The 16807-nt window shown below is 52.1% G+C and carries 16 protein-coding genes; 7 read left to right on the top strand and 9 right to left on the bottom strand.

Features of this window, described 5'->3' with window-relative positions; all coding sequences use genetic code 11:
- Positions 1–136 precede the first annotated feature (136 nt).
- Positions 137–1654, bottom strand: a complete 1518-nt coding sequence (locus J2Z70_RS03395) for a carboxypeptidase M32 (protein ID WP_209869382.1) — start codon at positions 1652–1654, stop codon at positions 137–139.
- A 231-nt stretch (positions 1655–1885) separates the two neighbouring features.
- Here J2Z70_RS03395 and J2Z70_RS03400 point away from each other — a divergent pair, with 231 nt between their 5' ends.
- The 3 genes from J2Z70_RS03400 to J2Z70_RS03410 all read left to right on the top strand — a co-directional run bounded on the left by J2Z70_RS03400 (position 1886) and on the right by J2Z70_RS03410 (position 3384).
- The gene (locus J2Z70_RS03400) at positions 1886–2449 is read left to right on the top strand and encodes a beta-class carbonic anhydrase (protein ID WP_036733547.1); all 564 of its coding nucleotides are present in this window, start codon (positions 1886–1888) and stop codon (positions 2447–2449) included.
- Positions 2450–2662: 213 nt separating this feature from the next.
- Complete coding sequence (locus tag J2Z70_RS03405; protein WP_200869617.1) at positions 2663–3097, top strand: hypothetical protein; 435 nt, start codon at positions 2663–2665, stop codon at positions 3095–3097.
- Positions 3097–3384, top strand: a complete 288-nt coding sequence (locus tag J2Z70_RS03410; protein ID WP_036701193.1) for a YxcD family protein — start codon at positions 3097–3099, stop codon at positions 3382–3384. The genes J2Z70_RS03405 and J2Z70_RS03410 overlap by 1 nt, the downstream gene beginning before the upstream one ends.
- A 130-nt stretch (positions 3385–3514) precedes the next feature.
- Here the strand turns inward: J2Z70_RS03410 and J2Z70_RS03415 are convergent, their stop codons facing one another.
- The 3 genes from J2Z70_RS03415 to J2Z70_RS03425 are packed head-to-tail and all read right to left on the bottom strand — an operon-like array spanning position 3515 to position 6927.
- Complete coding sequence (locus tag J2Z70_RS03415; protein WP_209869384.1) at positions 3515–4471, bottom strand: pectinesterase family protein; 957 nt, start codon at positions 4469–4471, stop codon at positions 3515–3517.
- A gap of 55 nt (positions 4472–4526) precedes the next feature.
- Positions 4527–6029 (bottom strand): extracellular solute-binding protein, encoded by a 1503-nt coding sequence (locus tag J2Z70_RS03420; protein ID WP_209869387.1) that lies wholly within the window; start codon positions 6027–6029, stop codon positions 4527–4529.
- 40 nt (positions 6030–6069) lie between these two features.
- Entirely contained in the window at positions 6070–6927 is an 858-nt protein-coding gene (locus J2Z70_RS03425; protein ID WP_209870186.1) for an ABC transporter permease, read from the bottom strand.
- Between the two features lie 380 nt (positions 6928–7307).
- On the opposite strand from J2Z70_RS03425, the gene J2Z70_RS03430 reads away from it, so the two are divergent.
- Positions 7308–8192 (top strand): carbohydrate ABC transporter permease, encoded by an 885-nt coding sequence (locus J2Z70_RS03430; protein ID WP_209869390.1) that lies wholly within the window; start codon positions 7308–7310, stop codon positions 8190–8192.
- Between the two features lie 141 nt (positions 8193–8333).
- On the opposite strand, the gene J2Z70_RS03435 is transcribed toward J2Z70_RS03430, so the two are convergent.
- The 3 genes from J2Z70_RS03435 to J2Z70_RS03445 form a co-directional block, all read right to left on the bottom strand.
- The gene (locus J2Z70_RS03435; RefSeq protein WP_209869393.1) at positions 8334–10589 is read right to left on the bottom strand and encodes an AraC family transcriptional regulator; all 2256 of its coding nucleotides are present in this window, start codon (positions 10587–10589) and stop codon (positions 8334–8336) included.
- Positions 10590–10785: 196 nt separating this feature from the next.
- Positions 10786–11154 carry a hypothetical protein gene (locus tag J2Z70_RS03440; protein ID WP_209869396.1) on the bottom strand — a complete coding sequence of 123 codons (369 nt, stop codon included), beginning with the start codon at positions 11152–11154 and terminating at the stop codon, positions 10786–10788.
- 620 nt (positions 11155–11774) lie between these two features.
- Positions 11775–12614 carry a DegV family protein gene (locus J2Z70_RS03445; RefSeq protein ID WP_036733524.1) on the bottom strand — a complete coding sequence of 280 codons (840 nt, stop codon included), beginning with the start codon at positions 12612–12614 and terminating at the stop codon, positions 11775–11777.
- Positions 12615–12765: 151 nt separating this feature from the next.
- On the opposite strand from J2Z70_RS03445, the gene J2Z70_RS03450 reads away from it, so the two are divergent.
- Positions 12766–12993 carry a hypothetical protein gene (locus J2Z70_RS03450; RefSeq protein ID WP_209869398.1) on the top strand — a complete coding sequence of 76 codons (228 nt, stop codon included), beginning with the start codon at positions 12766–12768 and terminating at the stop codon, positions 12991–12993.
- A 199-nt stretch (positions 12994–13192) separates the two neighbouring features.
- Here the strand turns inward: J2Z70_RS03450 and J2Z70_RS03455 are convergent, their stop codons facing one another.
- The gene (locus J2Z70_RS03455) at positions 13193–14062 is read right to left on the bottom strand and encodes a phosphotransferase family protein (RefSeq protein WP_209869401.1); all 870 of its coding nucleotides are present in this window, start codon (positions 14060–14062) and stop codon (positions 13193–13195) included.
- Between the two features lie 143 nt (positions 14063–14205).
- Here J2Z70_RS03455 and J2Z70_RS03460 point away from each other — a divergent pair, with 143 nt between their 5' ends.
- Positions 14206–15015, top strand: coding sequence for an alpha/beta fold hydrolase (locus J2Z70_RS03460; protein WP_209869404.1), 810 nt, complete (start codon positions 14206–14208; stop codon positions 15013–15015).
- Positions 15016–15116: 101 nt separating this feature from the next.
- Here J2Z70_RS03460 and J2Z70_RS03465 read toward each other — a convergent pair whose 3' ends face one another.
- Positions 15117–15806 (bottom strand): metal-dependent hydrolase, encoded by a 690-nt coding sequence (locus J2Z70_RS03465; protein ID WP_209869408.1) that lies wholly within the window; start codon positions 15804–15806, stop codon positions 15117–15119.
- Between the two features lie 226 nt (positions 15807–16032).
- Here J2Z70_RS03465 and J2Z70_RS03470 point away from each other — a divergent pair, with 226 nt between their 5' ends.
- Positions 16033–16800 (top strand): PaaX family transcriptional regulator C-terminal domain-containing protein, encoded by a 768-nt coding sequence (locus J2Z70_RS03470; RefSeq protein ID WP_209869411.1) that lies wholly within the window; start codon positions 16033–16035, stop codon positions 16798–16800.
- The last annotated feature ends 7 nt before the right edge of the window (positions 16801–16807 follow it).

A 16807-nucleotide genomic window follows, 5' to 3' on the forward strand; every position in this document is an offset into this window, starting at 1 on the left:
CCTTCCGTTTGCGGTTTCCTTCTATTATAGCCATTTCTCCGAAGTCCTTCCAGCTTACGGACGCCTCAGGGCAGGCTGCTGCTGCAACATTCAATCGCTTAAGAAGTCATCATTTGCTGTTACAGCAACTCAAGTCTTATAGCTTGTAGAGCTCGGTATACTTCGCTTCCAGATAATCCGCCAGATAATCGGGATTCAGCGGTTCGCCTGTGACTTGCTCGATAATCTGCGAAGGGGTCAGGCTCTGGCCGTAGCGGTACACCTTGTCAGTAAGCCATTCTTTGATCGGCAGCAGGTTACCAGTGGCAATCAGCTCCTCGAATTCCGGCAGTTCCTTACGCAGGGTGTTCAGCATTTGGGCCGCATACATGTTACCCAGGGAATAGGAAGCGAAATAGCCGAAGTCTCCGCCAGACCAATGAACGTCCTGCAGTACGCCAAGTGCATCCGTAGGCGGTGTAATCCCTAAGTATTCCTGATACTTCGCGTTCCAGGTCTCAGGCAAATCCTTGACTTCAAGCCCTTCGTTGAAAATCAGCTTCTCAATCTCATAGCGCACAATAATATGCAGGTTATATGTCAGCTCATCAGCTTCGATCCGGATGAAGGAATTGCCTACACTGTTGATTGCCCGGTAAAAGTCTTCCATCTCCACGTTCGCAAGCTGCTCCGGGAAATGCTGCTGCAGATCGCCGTAATAACGCTGCCAGAAGGCCCGGCTGCGGCCGATCATATTCTCCCACAGTCTGGACTGGGATTCATGAATTCCCATGGAGGCCCCCTGTGCCAGAGGTGTACCGATCAGCTCTTCACCGAAATTCTGCTCGTACAGGGCATGTCCGCCCTCATGCAGCGAGCTGAAGATGGAGCTGGTCACATTGTCCAGCAGATAGTTCGTGGTTATGCGGACATCGCCGGGGTTCAGCCCTGTAGCGAACGGATGCACACTTTCATCCAGACGTCCTGCCTCGAAATCATAGCCCATCTGTTCGAGTAAGAAGAGGCCGAATTTCTCCTGCTGCTCCTTAGGGAAGATCTGGCTCAGGAATTCGGTGTCCGGCTTGTTCGGCGAAGCATTGATCGCTTCGGCCAGCGGCACAAGACGGCTGCGCAGACGGGTGAAGATCGCATCCACCTTCTCAACGGTCAAATCCGGCTCGTACATATCCAGCAAAGTGTCATAACGCGAGCCTTGCACACCCCAATAATCAATGAACTCTTGTTTGAAGGCCACAATCTTGGTCAGATAAGGCTCGAAGGAGGCGAAATCATTATCATCCTTAGCCTCTTCCCAGATCGTCTGCGCATGGGCGGTGAGCACCGAATATTCCTCGAAGGTCTTGGAGGGAATGCTTTTGCTGCGCTGATACTCCTTGCGGGTATCCTTCACAATTTTATTCTGATTGCTGTCCAGCTGCTCCGCTACTTCCGGACGGCTGAAATACGCTGTGAACACTCCGATCTCCTCTGATACCTGGAGTCTGAATGCTTCTGCACTCAGCATACCCAGCGTGGCGGAACGGATCTCTACACCTTTGCGGGGCGCGCCTGTACGCAGATCCCAGCCCAGAAGTCCAATTGCTTCATAATAGCCTTTGATTTTAGATAATAGCTCACTGAATTTATCCCATTCTTCCTGGATCTGCTTTTCCATGTTTTGAGCACCTGCCTTGTTTTTTTATCTACTCCTATTGATGATACTTTTTTAAATAGTTATAATCAAATTCGGGCTGTATCTCTTCAAATTTGAAGTAGTTAACAGCTCAAAGGCGCGGAGACAGACTCCGCTTAGATTTTGCAATATTTGATTGCAGGAAGCCCTTTATGTTCGCGGCAAGACGCAGTACAATGAATTACAGTTTAATCTTAAGGAGGCACATGGCTTATGAGTCAGGTTACAGACATTTTAGAGTTCAACAAGCATTTTGTAGAGGAAAAAGCATATGAGAGCTATCTGACCAGCCGCTTCCCGGATAAAAAAATGCTGATCATCACCTGTATGGACACACGGCTTGTTGAGCTTCTGCCCAAAGCAATGAATTTCAAGAACGGTGATGTCAAAATCATCAAAAATGCCGGAGCCATCATCTCCCAGCCGTTCGGGAGCGTCATGCGCAGCGTAATGGTTGCGCTATACGAATTGGACGCGGACGAAGTAATTGTCGTCGGCCATTATGAATGCGGCATGGCTTCCCTGAATGCTGACCATATGATTAACTCCATCAAGGAACGCGGCGTGTCCGAGGAAGTACTCAGTACCCTGGAGAATTCAGGGATTAAGCTGACCAAATGGCTGCGCGGGTTTGACAACGTCGAGGAAGGGGTAATTCAGACTGTGGAGCTGATTAAGCGCCATCCCTTACTCCCCCCAAACGTACCTATTCACGGCATGATCATCGATCCGGCTACCGGAGCGCTTGAGCTTGTCTCGGACGGATACGCGGACTAAGGCAACTCTCTGATACTGCTGTTTGCGCGGGTCCCGGACCCGCGCTTTTTTTGTGTCCAAGTATCCGGGCCAATGCCGGGTGAAAGTTATCGTGTGAAACATATAAATTCTTATATTTTAAAAATTGAAACCTTAGCCTCCGCCATGCGTATTACCGGGCAACAGCCAGGTAAACTGGGTGTTACCAATACTTCTAGGAGGTTCTCGTACTCAATGAAACCAATGAAACGTGTAATGATGATCGTCATGGCCTTCACACTGTTCTTCGCTGTCACTGTTCCTGACTTCGCAGATGCCCGCCGCGGCGGGGGCTTTAAATCAGGAAGCCGGGGATTCACAACGACCCCGAAGAAATCGACCACCGATAATGTGAAAAAAAGCGATAGCACTAAAAGCAACACCAACGGAACTGCAGCGAATGCGAACCGCGGCTTCTTCAGCGGCGGCAGCCTGATGAAAGGCCTGATGATCGGCGGGATCGCCGGGTTCCTCTTCGGCGGAATGTTCGCCGGTATGGGCGCTTTTGGAAATATCATCGGATTCCTGATTAACATGCTGGCCATCTACTTCGTAATTACGCTGATTATGTCCTTCTTCAAGCGCAGACAGGAACGACGGCGGCTGGAAGAAAGGGACGGACGCTACTAATGGGTGTTACCGTTCTCAGCATGGACGAGATTATCAATGCGATCTGCCTGCATATGGCGGAACGCAAGGCTGTGCGGGTGGAGGAAGTCCAGGTGGAGCTCAGCTGGGACGAGGACACCGGCTACACCGCAGAGGTCTGGATACAGGGAAGAAGCCAGTATCTGGTGGAGTCCAACATGATTGAATCCATTCTTCGCTACGTACACAGCGAATACGGCATCCGTGCCTACCGTGAAGATGTACGGCTGGAGCTGGATGAAGAGATTACAGCGGTTGTGAACACGTAAGCAGCCTGCTGACAGGCTGCGGTGAACGAAGTTTCAATTACAATTGCACCAAACTAAGGGAGGACCCGTCAGCCGGGTCCTCCCTTTATTGTGCCTATAGCCGGCAGATTAGCTCCTACAGCGCCTTGTCCTATCCCGGAAACTGGAATCCGTCCAGTACATCGTCCCTGCCCGCCCGCGCAGTGCCGCTTCCGTGCAGCTCAGCCCAAGGCACACGCTGCTGCCGCAGAATCGCCGCTGTTCCTTCAGAAGTGTACTCCGCATACCTGACCGTCTGCTCATTAGCGGGCTGACCCCAGTTATCCCAGCCCTGAGGGTGGATATGCTGGCCCATCCGGCAATCCACAAAGGCAGTCTTGGCATGCTCCCGCCATGGGCGGCCCAGGAATACCGGCGCTGTTCCCGGCTCAGCACTCAGATAACATTGATTGAACACGTAGCCGTAGGCCTGCCCTTCAGGAGTGGAGGCAGCTGTGATGTAGCCTGCATGGCCTCCGCTATTCCGCAGGCTGTGCAGCGTACAATGCTCGAAGTAGGCCGTTGCTCCGCCAAAGATATAATCTACCGTTCCCTCAATGTGACAGTGTTGGTACAACTGGCGGTACTGCGCATGATGCTCCCGCAGCGGAACGCCGCCGAACAGCAGGCGCTCTCTGGGGGCTGGAGGCAGCGGACCGGTGAACAGCGTGTCCTGATGACCCTTGAATGTACAATTTCGGAATACCGTCTCATCACAATGGGCGTACACCGCCACTGCCTGCCCCACCTCACTGCCTTGTCCGGCTGTATTGGAGACGGTCAGATTCTCCAGCACCAGCTTCCTGCCGCCCAGGAACAGGGTGGGAGTAGCAAAGGTCCCGATCTCTTCCCCCTGCTCATCCAGCTCCCGGGCATAGCGGTTCATCGTGATCTCCACTTGTCCGATGCCGATGATACGGAGACAGGAGCGGTAGACCCGCACCTCCTCCTTGTACACTCCCGGCATAATGTAGAGCGTGGCCTCTGTGTCCGGGTCCAGCCCTTCCAGGGCATCGACTGCCGCCTGAATAGTAGAGTAATCGCAAAAGCCCTCTTTGCCCACCAGCATCCCTTTTCCCATCCCCTCTCAGACTCTGGCCTTCACTTAAAGCTTGCCTGCTTGCTTACTTCTGTGTCAGTTTGTATGCAGCTTCGTATTCCTCGGTGATCTTGGTTCCGCCCGAATCCTTCCAGGTCTGTACGGCTTTCTTGAAGGCCGCCTCATCCGATTGGCCCATGATATATTTGAAGGTAGCATCTGTGATGATCTTTTGCAATTCCGTTCCTTGCTCATTATTGGTAGCCGAATCCAGCGGAACGGTGGGGTCAAGCACAGCGAACTTGTCATTCTCGCGGATCAGCTCATTGGCCAGCTGCTTCTCAGGGTTCGCGTCCTTAAGTGTATAGGCAATCTCACTAGGTCTGCTGGAGGAGAAAGGCTGCACATCCGCCTGCCACAGCTCAGTGTTCAGAATCTTGAAGGCGCCGTTCTCATCATATTCATAATGGGTGCCTTCAATCCCGCCGGTCATCAGCATGAACGCCTTCTCATCGATCAGGTCATTGACGAACTTCAGCAGCCGCTTGAGCTCTGCTTCGGTCTTCACCTCGGATTTCGGAAAAGCCATCAATCCGCCGATCCCGCTGCCCTCGGACCAGATATGATACTGGCCGTCTCCATTAGAGATCTTGTTCACCGGCACCAGCTCCATGCCCGGCTGCAGATCCTGTGCCAGTGTTCTCAGACTGGAGATGTCCACCATACCGGTATAGATCCCGGTTTTACCCTGCGCAAATTGCTGCTGCTGGTCCGTTTTGGCTGTAACTGCGAAATCCTGCGCCAGGTATCCGTTCTCGTAGAGCTTTCTGGAGAAATTCATCGTGTCGATATACTCTTGAGTATCGAATTCAGGGATAAACTTGCCGCTATCCTCCACCTTCCAGCCATTGGGCGTGCCAAAATAGGAGCTTAGTGTTTTGAAGCTGCTGTATTTCAGCTCTGATCTGTCTCCGAAGCCTGTCGTGTCCTTCACACCGTTGCCATCCGGGTCATCCTCTGTGAAGGCTCTGGCCACTTCATACACCTCATCCAGCGTCTTCGGAACCGGCAGACCCAGCTTATCCAGCCAGTCCTTGCGGAAGATCAGGCCGGAACGCGCCAGATTCTTCTGGAAGGGAACGCCGTAGAGGACGCCTTCAATCGAAGCCGCTTCCTTCAGCTCAGGAGCAATCTTCGCCAGATTACTGAACTCTGAGAGATAAGGGCCCACATCCCAGAACAGCCCAGATTTCAGTGAGCTTCTAACCGATGAATTGGTCATCATGGTCAGGGTGACAATGTCTGCAAGCTCCCCCGAGGCCAGCGCCGTAGTGATCCGCTCTTCCTTGGAAGCATCAGGTACCCAGTTGAAGGTGATTTTACTGTTGGTATATTCCTCAAGCAGCGATTTGATCGTATCGGTCGGCGGCGAAGCTGTGTGCAGAATATTCAGCCAGCTTACTTCCAGCTTCGAGTTCAGATCCTCTGGTGCGGCATTCTTCTTCTCTTCCTTGTCTCCGCCGCATGCCGAGAGCATAGTGGTAGCCATTGTAGCGATTGCCATTAGAGTGACCCATCTTTTGTTCATAACACTTCTCCTTTGGTAGATGAAATAGGTAGCCTTAGCCTTAATACACGCCGTCTTCGCCCATTCTTTTGGCCAGCTTATTGGAGAGCATCACGAGAATTAACCCGACAACGCCCTTGAACAAGCCTATCGTGGTGCTGAAGCTTAATTGCCCGTTCTTGAGGCCCGCCGTATAGATATAGGTATCGAAAATCTCGGCGACACTGCGGTTCAGCGAATTCAGCAGCAGATACATATGTTCGAAGCCGAGATCCAGCGTGCTGCCGATTTTGAGAATCAGCAGAGTAATAATCACGGGACGGATCGCAGGCAGTGTAACATGCCAGGTCTTGCGCAGACGGCTTGCCCCGTCCATCTCGGAGGCTTCATAGAGCTGCGGGTCCACTACAGTAATAGCTGCCAGATAGATAATGGTCGACCACCCCAGCTCCTTCCAGATAATCTGCAGGATATAGATCGTCCGCAGCCACTCCGAAGAGGTGAGGAAGCTGATTTTGTTGCCGCCGAGACTTGCAATCAGCTCATTGATGACCCCGCCATCCACCGTCAGGAACACATACGTAATAGAGACAATAATAACCCAGGACATGAAGTGCGGGATGTAGATAATCGTCTGAATCCAGTTCTTGAGATAGCGTCCCTTCAACTCGTTCAGCATCAAGGCTACAATAATCGGCAGCGGGAAGAAGATCACAATGTTCATGGCAAACAGAATCAGGGTGTTGCGCAGCAGTTGCATGAACGTAGGCTCCGTAAATAGACGGATGAAATGCTTCAGGCCGACCCACTCACTCCCGGTAATTCCCTGGAACGGCTGATAATTCTGGAATGCAATGATCAGCCCGCCCATGGGCAGATATTTGAAGATGATGAAATACAGCAGCCCGGGCAGGATCATCAGATACAGCAGCTTGTATTTGTTCAGAGCCGTAAGTGCGCGTGCGCCTTTCCCCTTTTCGATAGTCAGATTTGGTGTTGCGGTGATGCTTGTTGCTTTCACATGTCAGCCTCCTTTGCTCGTTCCTGTTACGGTCTCAGCGTAAGAAATTTCTTACATTACGTATATAATCATTATGTGATAGCGTTTACAGAACCCGCGTGGCTGCGGGGTTAAGGACGATCAGATCTCCTCTGAGGATTACCTGCCTAGGCTAATGATTATCTCCGGAGAGGGGGCTGCACAAGGCAAGTCTGCGAACACCTCATGCCCGGATTATATACGTAATTTCTGCTCCTTGTTACAGTGAAGAGGTACTGAAAACCGAGGAGGATCACAGAATGAACCATAGCTCACGTAGAAAAGAATCGGTCGGCGGAAGGATCTTCACCTTCGTTAATACAGCCATACTCGTTCTGATTGCGCTTGTCTGCTTATTGCCCTTCATCAATATCATTGCCAGCTCCTTCGCTACCACCCAGGAGGTCATGGCCAAGCGGTTCATCTTATTCCCGACCACCTTCTCCCTGGATGCGTACCGCTACATTCTCTCAACGCCTACCATCTTCCGGGGACTCGGGGTATCCGTTGGTGTCACCGTAGCAGGAACCTTAGTCAGTATGCTGCTTACTGCGCTGATGGCCTACGGCTTGTCCAGGAGATACCTGCCTGCCCGCAATACCATTAATTTCATCGTCGTCTTCTCCATGCTGTTCAGCGGCGGAATGATCCCCACCTTCCTGGTCGTCAAAAGCGTCGGCCTGATCAACTCGTACGGGTCCCTGATCTTCCCGGTTGCCGTCAATGCCTTCAACATGATTATCATGCGCAACTTCTTCCAGGCGCTGCCTGACAGTCTGGAGGAGTCGGCCAAGATCGACGGAAGCAATGACTTCGGGATCTTCATGCGGATCATGCTTCCGCTGGCCCTGCCTTCCATCGCCACCATCTCCCTGTTCTATGCGGTTGCTTACTGGAATACGTACATGAACGCGATCCTCTATATGAATGATTCGGCCAAATGGCCGATCCAGGTGCTGCTGCGCCAGATCGTCATTGTCTCCAGCGGGATGCAGGCCGAGGGAACCTCGGTCGATATTGTGCCGCCGGCCCAGACGATCAAAATGGCGGTCATTGTCATCGCCACGGTGCCGATGCTGGCCGCTTATCCTTTTGTCCAGAAGCATTTCACCAAGGGCGCCCTGCTCGGAGCAGTCAAAGGCTGACGGCCCGCCGTTCAGCATCCATCCGAAACTACCGGAACTTTAGAACATATACAGAAACGGTACCGCCTTGAAGCAAGGACGGTACCGTTTGTGCATGAACCCCTGATCCAAGCTCTCTCCTGAACCAAGCCCCTATTCCTGCTAAAATATCTGCTGCTCCCCCTGCTTCAGCTTCCGGTAAGCACCAGGCGTAACCTGCTCCTTCTTGCGGAAGGAGCGGATGAAATTCTGCGGATTATGATACTGCAGCCGCTCGGCAATCTCCCTGATCGTCATATCCGTCTCCGTCAGCCACCGTTTGGCCATCTCCAGGCGGTAGTTCATGAGGTATTCGCTGAAGGCGGTGCCGTACTCTTTTTTGAAGATGCTGCTTAGATAATTCGGATTGTAATGAAGCCGCTCGCCGATCCCCTCCAGCGTAAGCTCACGGTCATATTCCGCATGCACAATGTCGGTGATCTTATCCGAGAGACAGCGGAACTGCTGGCTGGTCTTGTCCTTCATGCTGTACATCATGGGGTAAATAACCTCCTGCACCAGCATCCGCTCCATCTCTTCGGGATTGCGAATATCTAGCAGGCGGTGATACAGCTTATTGTTATCCTGAGTCAACAGGACACTAACTCCCAAATGCTGCTCCAGCTGGATCAGATTATTCACGAGCCGCACCAGCATGACCTCGAATTTCAGGGTGCTCTTATTCTTGCCCATCAGCTCCGCCAGGAACGGATAGAGCGCAGCCGTAACCTGCTCCTTGTCCCCCAGCCGGATGGCATTGAACAATTGCGTCTCCAGCTCTGCCGGATAATGCAGCGACACCGGACCGGAGACGACCATGGAGATATCCTCATAAAAAATAATCGATTCCTTACCCAGATTCAGCCGCTGATGCAGTGCCTGCTTGCTCATCTCCCCGGCTTCCTTACTCTCTAACAGATTGCTGTAAAAGTTGCTGATGCCGATGCTGATCGACACCTCCAGATAATCGCGCACCGCCTTCAGGAGTGTCGTGGCATAATCCAGCACTTCTTTATTCATTGTGGCATCGTTGGACCCGGCGAAGGTCAGGATCGTAGCCTGGGTATCATCGTTCAGGATAATAGGCTGTAATCGCTGCTGTGCTGGGATAAGTTCCTCCACCATCTTATTGACGGCAAGCAGCAGGACATCCTTGTCCGAGGCCTCCCGGCCGCCCAGACTGTCCAGCTGAATCAGCATCGCAGCATAACGGTGCTTCTCTGACAGGTTATACCCGAACCGGAGCAGACTCTGCTCCAGCTCCTCCGCCGAGACGCGGCTGCGGAACAGATTAAGGATCAGCTGCGTCTCCAGCCGGGGCATTTCCGATTCGATCAGACTCTCAAGCGAAGCCTTCTCCGAGATAATTGTGTCAATTGAATGCCGGATATATTCCAGCTCATTCCTGGAGTTCACCTGCGGAATAACGGGCAGACTGCGCTTAAGCTGCTCAATCGGCTTGGTGAAATATTGGGAGATCATATACGCCACCACCCAGATCAGGAGAATCAACAGCAGCCCCATCGCGGAGATCCCGAACTTGGTCATCTCCAGAGAGCGGGTAATCTCCGCCTGATCCAGCACGGTCAGATAGATCCAGTTATTATACGAGGACTTGGCATAGATAAGCTTCACACTGTCGCGGCCGGAGATCTCCTGCTGGACCGTCCCCTTGTCCTCCATGGAATTGATCGTTCCGGCAAGCTGGCCGAATTGCTCCGGGGCTAACAGCCCTTTGCCAGGATCGGATTCATACATCAATTCACCATGCTTGTTCAAAATGTATACGGCTGCGTCTTCCCCGCTGCTTATCGTGGCATTAAGGGTATGTAATGAAATGTCGGATAAGGCAATCGCCTGCTTCTTACTGGAGAACACCGGCAGTGTATTCACGAACCGGATGCCTTTGTCCGTCTTCATCCAGAAGAGGCTCTGCTCCTGATTCTCAATATATTGCTCCCGGAGCTGCTGAACCTCCCCGGCACTGAGATTGCTGAGCTTCTCATTCAGGATCTGCCAGTTCTGCACCAGACTGATCAGCGAATATTCCGTCCCTTCAGCCGCCATGGAGGCGATATAATTCAGCTGTGAGTTCACATTCCGGTAGGCGATGAAGTCTTGCTCGGTAATGGGATGGGTCACGACCTCCTGAAAAGAGCTGGTGGTGCTATAGGTATTGAACGCGTATTCTATCGTTTGGATTTTGTGCTCCAGATTGTTCTTGATCTGCTCGATATAGCTCTGCTTGCTGCTGGAGAACCGCCCGACCACTGAATCGATGGTACTGATGTAGATATAGCTTCCGAAGCCGACCACCAGTCCCACGCCAAGGATTAATATAGGAATAAAGATGCCGTAGAACATTCTTCCTTTGCTCATTGTGTTTCCCCTTTGATTTGATAGACTCCATTAAATTATAGCGCTTTCATGAATGCGGTTCCATGATTATTTTCACGTGTGCAATTGGCCAAAGGTCTCGTTGAAGCCGTTCAGCCCTCTCCTTGAGCGCAGTAGATCATGCAAAACAACCCCACAATGTGGGGCTGTAGCTTCGATAATGACCCAGTAGCCTGGCTTAGAGTAACGAAATCGTCAGCAGCTCGAACAAGACCAGCGGCATAATCACATTGCTGTTCACCGTACCGGGATATGGGTAGCCCGGGCCCGGATACCCCGGACCTGGATAAGGCTTATAGTACGGATTGTAATATCCGCGGCCCATATCCGTGACCATGGTTACAGCCAGGTACATATGCTTACTGTCCATACCGGCAATCGTACCCTCATGCATCTGACCGTCAAGGGTCTGCACCTGCACTTTATGATTCAGATACGGCTTACAGGACTGGTGAAGCGAATCGCGGACCCCGTTCAGATGCTGGACCACCGCCGGGTCTGCCTGATAGATCACCGGCGATTGCGTGCCGGAAGAAGTTGTCGACATAAGTGCATGACCTCCGTGTAATTGGATTTGCTTCATACTATGCACCTGCCCAGTCCGGTGTGCCTAGCCTGCTTGCCGCTGTATCGGCTATCCGTAGACACAGATCAAAAAGCCGTACACCGGAAAGTCCGGTATACGGCTTAGTTATTAATACTCTACAAGTGCTGTGCTCTGGGAATAAGAACAAAATCACCCTGCGGGGAATAAGATTACCTTCGCGCGAGCACAATGTATGCTGTTTTTAACATACACTCAGGCCGCATGCCTGCTTACGAGCACAATGAATGCTGTTTTTGACATACATTCAGGCCGCATGCCTGCTGGCGAGCACAATGTATGCTGTTTTTGACATACATTCAGGCCGCATGCCTGCTGGCGAGCACAATGTATGCTGTTTTTGACATACATTCAGGCCGCATGCTTGCTGGCGAGCACAATGTATGCTGTTTTTGACATACATTCAGGCCGCATGCCTGCTGGCGAGCACAATGTATGCTGTTTTTGACATACATTCAGGCCGCATGCTTGCTGGCGAGCACAATGTATGCTGTTTTTGATATACATTTGGTTCAACACACACCTTTTCCACAGCAGCATGAAACTATAGTTTCCAAATATAATTAAAAAGCCACTCCGATTCCGCCCTGCCCGGCATAGGTTCCCATCACGGGTCCCATCGTGGACAGCAGAACCTCCTTGAAGGGATGCTTCTCCAGAATACGCCGCTTGATCTCCAGCGCCAGCGTCTCACAATTGCTATGCACAATGGCGATTACCGCCTGCTCATAATCATGCTGCTTCTGATCCAGCTTGGCCAGCAGATGAGTCAGCGCCTTGGGCAGTCCGCGCGTCTTCTCGACCACTTCAACAATACCCTCGTCGCTAATCTTCAGCAGCAGCTTGATGTTCAGCACGGAAGCCACAGCGCCGGAGATCCGGCTCAGCCGTCCGCCCTTGATCACATTCTCCAGGGTATCCAGCGTGAAGTACGCAGTCGTCTCTTCGACCTTCTTCAACACTCTGTCCTTCAACTCAGCCAGACTTGCTGCGGTAAGTGACCATTTGGCCGCCATAGCGACAATCAGGGTCAAGCCGCCGGAGAACAGCTTGGAATCTATAATTTCAATCGCATTCGGATGTCCTTCTTCCTCGTACATCTCCTTGGCGATCATTGCGGTCTGATAAGTACTGCTAATATTGGAGGACATGCAGATGACCAGAATGTCAGTGCCTGCTTCTACTTGCTTGAAGCTATCCAGGAAGGTCTGCGGACTCGGGCTTGCAGTCGTCGGCAGCTCCTTCGATTCATGCATTTTGTCATAGAAATCCTTGGCATTCATATCATCCGGCATCAGCTCATGGCCGAAATGGACCGGCAAATGAACAATGGAGATGTCATACTGCTTCGTGTATTCAGGGGGTAGATCCGAACCGCTATCCGTAATTATCTTGATGGGCATCAGAATGCTCTCCTTTCAATTCTATACCATTATAGTTACCCTTTCCGGAGATCAATAGTACAATTTATAACTTGTCAAAATCGGACTTTTATGCTTAGTCCTACTTATGTTATGGTTGAAGCATAAGCATACAGAAATGGAGTGTACCAGGATGAGCAAGAATAGAGTATGGAACCGGGGTAAGCATAATGGTGCCGGCCTGTCCAAGAAAGCCCCGGCTGCCGTTGAATCCGAGGGTGTTGCCGAGACCGCTGCGTCAGAGGACCACAGCGCCGAGGTAATTAACGAGCGGATTGATACCGTCAAGCCGATGAACCGCAGCAACTGGGTCACCCGGCCCGCCCGCGTGAAGCCGCAGAACCCGGAACGTAAGAATTAAGCAGCTTAACGACTGACATGCTTCGCATTCTATGGAAGCACATTTCTCCCAGCTAGCGGGTTCCCGCAACCTTTGTTATCATGCAGAAACAAACGGCTACGCCGTCCTTAAGAGGATGGCGTAGCCGTTTCTGCTTGCACTAGTTGGCCGGAGAACGGTGAGCTTGTTAGGACTGGTAATATCCAAGCGGGGTATCCCGCTACAAGGATTCAGTCAGACTATCCGGCACATAACGGTTCTCCCGCATTAGCGCCCGGATTGCCTTCAGAGTATTCCGCTGAATCGGGACACCCGTAGTCCGGTGCAGCTGAAGCCAGCGAAGGGCAGCCAATGCCTCGAACAGCTCCAGCTCTGCCGGGCTATACCTGCTGTTGGCGGCAAAGGCTGACTGGTACAGGCTGGCATTGCGCTCGGACAAATATACTCTAAAGAGCAGAATAGACCACGCTATATCATACCTTGGATCGCCAAGCTGAACATTCGTCCAGTCTATGATGGTAAATGCCCCTGCGGCCTCCAGAATATTGCCCAGATGATAATCACCATGAATCAACTGGTGTGCGGTAAGCTTCCCCCGCTCCGCCAGCTCCTGCGCCAGCGTTCGGATCTCCGGCTGCTCCGCCCAGGCAGGGAAGAAGTAATCTGCGAAATCATAAGCTGGTACCTTCAAGCCGCTGGATGAATTGATCTCTAGCTTATGTACATCAAGCAGATTAGCCGCTATAGCTGTAAGGCTATCCGCATTTACCTTCTTGACAGGCATACCATCGAAGCTGGTTAACAGCACCTGATGGTCCTCAGCGTCGAGCCCCCAGGCATACGGCTGTGAGACCGCGCAGCCCTGCCGGAACAGCTGCTCCAGCACTTGATACTGGATCGAGATGTCCGGCCGGGACTCGCGGTTCCAGATTTTCAGCACAAGCTTCGTATCCGGCAGTGTAATGCCGCACACCTCAGCTTCCAGTCCCCCCTTCATCGGGGTAACGACCGCCTCTTCCAGCCTTGCCAGCAGCCGCTCACTCTCTGTACTCTGCTCTTGCCAGCGGATACCGCTCAGAACATTATTCATAGTTATGATTCTCCTCTCCAAGGAACGATCTGCTGCTCATTAGGCTGCTGCGAATCCCTCAGACCATATTCTAGGCATTTTCCCTATTCCAATGAATAACATATTTCAACTATACCAATCAACAGTGAATTGAGGGATGCGAAATGGAACATTGGATTAGAGTAGAACCGAATGTGAAGGTGTATGTGAATGATCTTAACCCGCTAGGCACCAAAACAATACTCTTCATTCACGGCTGGCCAGCAAATCACCAGATGTTCGAATACCAGTACAATCAGCTGGTGCCCATGGGTTACCGCTGCATTGGAATGGATATGAGAGGCTTCGGCCGGTCTGACAAACCGCTTGACGGGTACGATTACAACCGTCTCGCAGATGATATCCGCTGTGTGATCGGCGCCTTGGGACTGCACAATATTACACTCGGCGGGCACTCTACCGGCGGAGCTGTAGCGATCCGGTATATGGCCCGGCACAAGGGATATGGTGTCTCCAAGCTGGCCTTATTCGCTTCGGCAGCCCCCAGTCTGATTCAGCGGCCGGGCTTCCCTTATGGCACGACCAGAGAAGCTATAGAGCAGATTATCCAGTCTACCTACAAGGACCGGCCCAAGATGCTGCATGATTTCGGCGATATTTTCTTCTATCAGCCGGTATCACAGCCGTTCTCGGACTGGTTCTTCCTGTTAGGGCTGGAGGCGGCAAGCTGGTCCACCATCGCAGTCTCCGAGGCTTGGCTGGCCGAAGAGCTGTTCAACGATCTCCCCCGTGTACAGGTGCCTACGCTGATTATGCACGGGGTTCATGATCAGGTGTGCTTCTTCCCGCTCGCAGAGGCGCAGCATCAAGGGATTAGGAATTCGGTCCTTATTCCCTTTGAGAACAGCGGCCACGGATTATTCTATGACGAGCGGGAACGGTTCAACCGGGAGCTGGCGGGGTTCGCCGGGTAGATTTTCCGCACAGCCAGAACAGGACTGCCCGAGAAGAAATAGCTTCATGGGGCAGTCCTATGTTGATTCGCAGGCGTAGGTGCGTGTGCGAATGAGAAGCTCTACAGCTCCAGCGTCTCACCATATGCAAGTGCCGAGCCTCTGATCCCCGCCTCCTCCAGCGCCTGAACGAAGGCCCCGGCATCCTGCTTGATCGGCGGGAAGGTATTATAGTGAACCGGAAGCACCTGTCTTGCGCCCAGCCACTTCGCTGCGATAAGCGCATGCTCCGGTCCCATGGTGAAATGTCCGCCGATTGGCAGGATCGCGAGGTCGATCTCATACAGCTCCCCGAACATTTTCAAGTCACCGAACAGCCCTGTATCCCCTGCATGCAGCACCGTGTGTCCGTCCGCCTCAATAATGAAGCCCGCCGGGGTTCCGCCATAGATCCTCTGTCCATCCTCCAGCGTGATGCTTGAGGTGTGGAAGGCATGAATCATCGTCGCCTTGGCAAAACCAAGGTCCACCGTCCCTCCAATGTTCATCCCGATGGTCTTTTTCGCTCCCTGGCCCCCCAGATGGCCTGCCAGTTCCACGTTGGCTACAACCACCGCCTGATTCTGCTCGGCAATCGGCAGAGCGTCCAGGATATGATCCATATGGGCATGAGTCAGCAGAACAGCATCTGTCTTAATATCCTCTACCTTCGTCACCGCCGCAGAGTTACCGCTAATGAATGGGTCGATGATCAGCGATTTGCCGTTCACCTCAATTTGAACACAGGAATGGCCGTGGTAGGTAATTTTCATAGAATTCCTCTCCTCTTCTTGATTAGATTTCAATAGGTCCTAAGGAATGCATCGTGCAAAAACCCAAGGTTTACGATACAATGACAGCAAGTTGCTCTAAATCCAAATCCAGCAGTGCGATTGACGAATATAACATAAATAATTACGTTCGTTGGTTTTTATGATATATCTATTCCTGCCAGCTGTCAAGAGAGGTGTGAAGAAGTTGCTGTCCGTTGAGAAAACAATGCTGTTTCTGTTATCTAAGGTGAAGCAGATGGGCGCCCAGCAGATTGTCGAGATCTATGAGCACAGGGGGTACACCTCCACCTATATCCGCAATGCCCTGTCCCGCTTGAAAAAAGAGGGCTATATCGCTTCTCCGGCACGCTCCTGGTATAACGTCACTGCCGAGGGCCTCGCCTACATTAAGGCGATTAACAGCAAGCCTGCCCGTTATCAGGAGCAGTGGGATCATACCTGGGATGTGGTGATGCTGGAGGTTCCCGAATCCGAACGCAAGAAGCGCGACCTGTTCCGCTCAGCACTCGGGCAGCTGGGTTACGGGCTTTTATATAACAGTGTGTACATCTCACCGTGGAACTATCAGGATGAAGTCGCAGCCCAGATCCAGAAGCTGGAGCTGGATGGCAAGGTGTCGATCCTCCAAGGCCAATTTCAGGAAGGCACCATTACACCGCTCAAAGCGCAGACCATCTGGCACCTGGACGACATCGAAGCCTTATACCGGAAGAAAGCAGTCTGGCTGAAGGAAGAATTCGCTCCGCGATTAGCGGATACCCTTCAGGCGGGGCAACCGTTACAGCTGTTCCTGCTATATTTGCAAATGGGCGAGGAATTAAGCGGACTGTTCATGGCCGACCCCTATCTCCCGGATGAGCTGCTGCCGGACCACTGGCCAGGCAAACAGGTCCTCTCAGACATGAGAGAATACATGGTTAAAGCCGCGCAGGCGATACCTGCGGATTCGTTCTATGCACCCTTCGTCCAATAAGGTATGG

Origin of the sequence: Paenibacillus silagei, assembly GCF_017874735.1 — a bacterium.
Classification (GTDB): domain Bacteria; phylum Bacillota; class Bacilli; order Paenibacillales; family Paenibacillaceae; genus Paenibacillus_AQ; species Paenibacillus_AQ silagei.